The organism is Dethiosulfatibacter sp. (assembly GCF_983023055.1).
The window spans coordinates 1-5,026 of record NZ_CEZJXU010000163.1; the positions used below are offsets into that span (position 1 = coordinate 1).

The 5,026-nt window shown below is 35.9% G+C and carries 5 protein-coding genes; 4 read left to right on the forward strand and 1 reads right to left on the reverse strand.

The annotated features are described in order from the left end of the window. A partial coding sequence (locus AC3AX0_RS06975; protein ID WP_487549586.1) for an FAD-binding protein occupies positions 1–404 on the reverse strand: 404 nt, incomplete at its 3' end. Between the two features lie 160 nt (positions 405–564). Between AC3AX0_RS06975 and AC3AX0_RS06980 the strand changes: the two genes are divergently transcribed. The 4 genes from AC3AX0_RS06980 (at position 565) to buk (ending at position 4,922) form a co-directional block, all read left to right on the forward strand. Further along, positions 565–1,368 (forward strand): AraC family transcriptional regulator, encoded by an 804-nt coding sequence (locus AC3AX0_RS06980; protein ID WP_487549587.1) that lies wholly within the window; start codon positions 565–567, stop codon positions 1,366–1,368. A gap of 108 nt (positions 1,369–1,476) precedes the next feature. After that, a complete protein-coding gene (locus tag AC3AX0_RS06985) occupies positions 1,477–2,148 on the forward strand; it encodes a GntR family transcriptional regulator (RefSeq protein WP_487549588.1) in 672 nt (223 codons plus the stop codon). 266 nt (positions 2,149–2,414) lie between these two features. Further along, on the forward strand, positions 2,415–3,746 hold the full coding sequence (locus tag AC3AX0_RS06990; protein WP_487549589.1) for an MFS transporter: 1,332 nt from the start codon (positions 2,415–2,417) through the stop codon (positions 3,744–3,746). Positions 3,747–3,863: 117 nt separating this feature from the next. Then, positions 3,864–4,922, forward strand: a complete 1,059-nt coding sequence (gene buk / locus AC3AX0_RS06995; RefSeq protein ID WP_487549590.1) for a butyrate kinase — start codon at positions 3,864–3,866, stop codon at positions 4,920–4,922. Positions 4,923–5,026 lie beyond the last annotated feature (104 nt).

Sequence of the window (5,026 nt, forward strand, 5' to 3'; positions counted from 1 at the left end):
CCTGTATTGCAAAATTCAGAAAACTTATTCTTTGATTCCAAAGACCAGCCTGTCGTATCAAATTTCTTTCCGGATATGCTTTCCTTTAAATTTGAAAGTATTGTGCCTGGCTGAACTGAAACATGAAACAATCCTTTTTCATCTTTTCTCATGGAAGTTATTTTATCCATTTTTGACAGATTCATAATATGTCCGCCCTTAGGAACTGCTCCTGCCGCAAGTCCTGTCCGAGCACCCTGTAAAGTTATTGGAATAACTTTTGAGTACAATTCCTGAATTATTTCAACAATTTCCCTCTCGTTTTTTGGAAATGATATACTGTCGGCCTTGCCTATGGTTCTGGACTCATCTCTCAAGTATTCAGCAAACTCTTCACTCATAGGTTTTATTAATTTATTTACCATTTTTTACTCCTTGGTTCATATTTAGCAATTTATATAAATTCTATTTGTCTTGTTTACATTATAGCGTTATTTATATGCGATTTCTTTCGGTTATTTGGTGTAAAATTTGCATATATTGCTATATGCTCATAGATATGATATGCTGTAGAAGGTGATTATTATGAATTTTGAATATTATGTTGAATTAAATAAAGACAATGAATGGTCAATGGACAAGCACCATTTTCATGAGAATTATGAAATACTGTTCTCCCTTTCTGATGCAGGAAGTTTGTTTGCTGACGGAAATTTATATCCTCTTAATAGGGGTACTCTAATTATTTTGAGAAATACGGTTCTTCATAAAACCATAGCTGACAATTGTGATTTATATGAAAGGTATGTTGTCCATTTTTCCAAGGAAGAACTTGTGGACATGTCAACAAGAAAAACAAATTTCTTCTCCTTAATAGGGAATTCAAACCAATGTATCCAACTTGAGAAAGATGAAGTCAATAAACTGACAGCATACTTGGAAAAGTGCATAATGCCGGATTGCGAAGAATTCGGCTGTGATCTGAGAAGGGATATTGCATTCTTAGAATTATTGTTGAATATATGCGGTTTTGTTGATAATAAGGAGAATATTGATGCTTCGGATAATCCAGGCTTTAATAAAATGGCACCAATACTTGAATATATCCAAACTCATTTGGATGAAGAAATAAATCTAGATATATTGTCGGAAACTTTTTATATGAGCAAATACCACCTCAGCCGCCTTTTCAAGTCGGTTACAGGATTTACAATCGTCAATTACATTATCAACTGCAGGGTGTTAAAATCAAGAGAATTCCTAAGAAATGGCTACAATGTTCAAAGTGCTGGAGAATTGTCCGGCTTCAACAACAATGCCCATTTTATTAGAACATTTGGAAAGATTACAGGCATCTCTCCAGGTAAATACATGAAAAAATACAGGTAAGGCAAAGTAAAATCATTATTATTCTTATGAGGATAATTCATTTCCATTGCTAAATCATGCATCATATAGTATTATAATAGTATTAAAAGTCAATACTGGGAGGACAAAATGTCAAATGATTCATTAGTTAGAAAACCACTGACAGAACAGCTTTACGACAGAATCAAGGAGAAGATAATTTACCAGGAACTTAAATGTGGAGAAAAAATAAATATAGATGACCTAAGCAAATCTTACGGTGTAAGTATCACACCTGTAAGAGAAGCAATAAACAGACTTTCCCAGGAAGGGCTTGTGGAATTTGTACCCAATGTAGGTGCCAAGGTCTTCTCCATGAACGAGGAAAACCTGAAGAATATCAATGAAGCATGCTATTATTTCGAAAAGCTAGCATTTGACTATATCTGCGAAAACGATCTGGTCGATGAAGTCGTTAAAGAAATGGAAAAAGTACTTGCTCTCCAATCAGAATCAAATGACAAAGGCGACGAGCTTGAGTTTTTCAAAAACTCAAAAAAGTTTCATGAAATAATGATCAACAAAATCGACAACGAGGTGCTGAAAAAACCACTTTACCAAATTCACGGCCAATACAATATTGCCAATAGAATTGTATATGAAAATGTCCAATACAGAAAAAACAGTATAGCTGAGCATATGGAACTTCTAACAGAACTTAAAAAGGGCAAAACGAAGAAAGTACTTAAGCTTTTGAAATCTCACTATTTTGATTCCTTTAATAGATATTCAAGCTTTATATTCGAAAATATACAGAAATAGGCAAAACAGCTATGCTGAGTCATCAATGTAAGCAGATGTTGTCAAAATATTCCTTGTTAAAGAAACAAACTGTAAAAACATTTATAACGATTAAACAGTCTTATACAAGTTACTCGAAGAATCAACTGTAGGATTAGCTGGTTCTTTTTTATTCTTTTCGAATTGATTAAATAGTTAGAAATACAAATCTATAGCGATTAAATATGAAATAAGATATAATTAATTATGAGAATCTAATAAAAACAAACTATAAAAAAGGTGATAATATGTCTACCCTTGATCCCAGAAAAGTAAAAAAGGTCTTATCATACAGGTATGTCATCTGGGCTGTATTGGCACTATGCTATGTCATAGTGTTTTTCCACAGACTAGCTGCAGGAGTGGTACAGGATGATCTTGTGGAATCCTTTGGAATATCTCTGACTACCTATGCAAGCCTTGCTTCCACATACTTCTACGCTTATCTTATAATGCAGATACCCTCAGGAATACTTGCAGACACTATTGGAGCTAGAAAGACTGTATCCATAGGAGTTTTAACAGCAGGAATAGGTTCCATGATTTTTGGTGCTGCTCCAGTAATTGCAGTCGCCTTCATTGGAAGGCTATTGGTTGGTCTTGGAGTGTCCGTAATATATGTTTCAATACTCAAAATAATCTCAACCTGGTTTAAGGAAGAAGAGTTCGGAACTATGACAGGTATAACCGCATTCATAGGAAACATGGGTGGTATTCTTGCTCAAACTCCCCTCGTAGTTTTGGTCGGCATCATATCTTGGAGATATGCTTTCCAGCTCATCGGAATATTGTCAATAATAATTGCCATAGTCACCTATGCAATCGTAAGAAACAAACCTGAAGAAATGAGTCTTCCATCCATTAGACAGATAAGAAGAGCCTATATGGGCCTTGTAATAAAAGAAAACAAGATGTCGGATGCCAAAGACAAGAAAGAAAAAAGCGGAATATTGAAAGTTCTTGTAAAGGTACTGACAAACATTCACACCTGGCCTCCATTTTTTATGTCTGGCTTTGTCACCGGAGGATTCATAGCCCTTACCGGAACTTGGGGACATTCATACCTTACAGAAGTATATGGTTTTACAAAAAATACCTCTTCAAACTATATTTCTGTAATAATACTTTTCCTGGCCATTACAAGCATTGTTATTGGAAATATTTCAGACAGAATACAAAAAAGAAAGCTTCCCATGCTTGTTGCAGTAACAGTAAATGCTACTTGCTGGGCAATCCTTGTGAAATTCATTGACAGTATCCCCCAGAGTCTCATGTTTCCGTTTTTTGCAATATTCGGAGCAAGCTTAACGTCATTCATCCTTGCATGGGCATGCGGCAAGGAAGTCAATAATCCTGAATTTGCCGGAGTATCAATGTCCGTTGTAAACATGGGAGGATTCCTTGGACCATCCATAATACCTACAGTAATGGGAAGCATAATAGACAAATATTCAGGAATACTGGCTCCGGCACAGCTCTATCAAAGAGCCTTCATGGTATGTTTTATCTGTTCCCTTATTGCCCTTGTCAGCGTACTACTCATAAAAGAAACAAACTGCAAAAATGTGTATAGGGATTAAAAGGACTTTTCTTTATTATATATTGAAGCTCTGGACAATGTTCTTGCAAACAAGTAAAATTATATAAAATGCTGCCCTTGTTGTATTAAGCAAGGGCTTATTCTGAAAGGAGAAAACATGTATCAGATATTGGCAATAAACCCAGGCTCTACATCTACAAAGATAGCCTTATACGAAGACGACAAACAAATACATGAAAAGAACATAACACATTCAAATGAGGAAATTGCAAAATACGATCACGTAGCAGATCAGTATGAGATGAGATACAATGAGATTATGAGCTTCCTCAATGAAATCAACTATGATGTAAAAAACCTTTCTGCTGTTGTAGGAAGAGGCGGACTACTTCCTCCTGTTAAATCAGGAGCCTATAGAGTAAATGATGTAATGGTTGATGTACTCAAGAACAGACCAGTTATTGACCATGCGTCAAACCTTGGAGCAATAATATCATTTGAAATGGCAGAAAAGCTTGAAATACCTTCATTCATTTATGACTCAGTAGCAGTTGACGAACTTGAAGACATAGCAAGATATTCAGGAATGGCGGACATAAAAAGAAAAAGTCTTGCCCATGCACTTAATATGAGAGCTGTAGCTATAAAGACTGCTGAAGATATTGACAAGGATTATATGAAATCAAACATAATAGTTGCACATCTAGGTGGTGGGATGAGTCTTTCTGTCCACAAAAACGGTAAAATGGTGGACATTGTTTCAGACGACGAAGGTCCATTCTCGCCAGAAAGATCTGGAAGGGTTCCCTGCAAATCACTCATACACATGTGCTACAAGAACGACGAGAAAACAATGGTATCAAAGCTTAGAGGAAAAGGCGGACTTACTTCATATCTTGGAACAAACGATGCAAGAGAAGTTGAAAAGATGATTGCTGATGGAAATGAAGAAGCAGCAATGATTTATGAAGCAATGGCTTATCAGATTGCCAAAGGAATAGGCGAGCTTGCAACTGTAGTCAAAGGAAAGGTTGATGCAATTGCAATAACAGGCGGAATAGCATATTCAAAAATGATGACCAACTGGATACAGGAAAGAGTTGAATTCATAGCTCCAGTTCATATCCATGCCGGTGAAAACGAACTTGAATCACTAGTGCTTGGAACTATTAGAGTACTTGACGGCAAGGAAGAAGCAAGAATATACGCTGAATAGATTATACTCATTTTTCATAGGCTGAAATAATGAAATGTAAAGAAGAACCGACTAGAGGGTCACTTCACCTCAGCCGGTTCTTCTTTCTATTCACCTTATAGTAC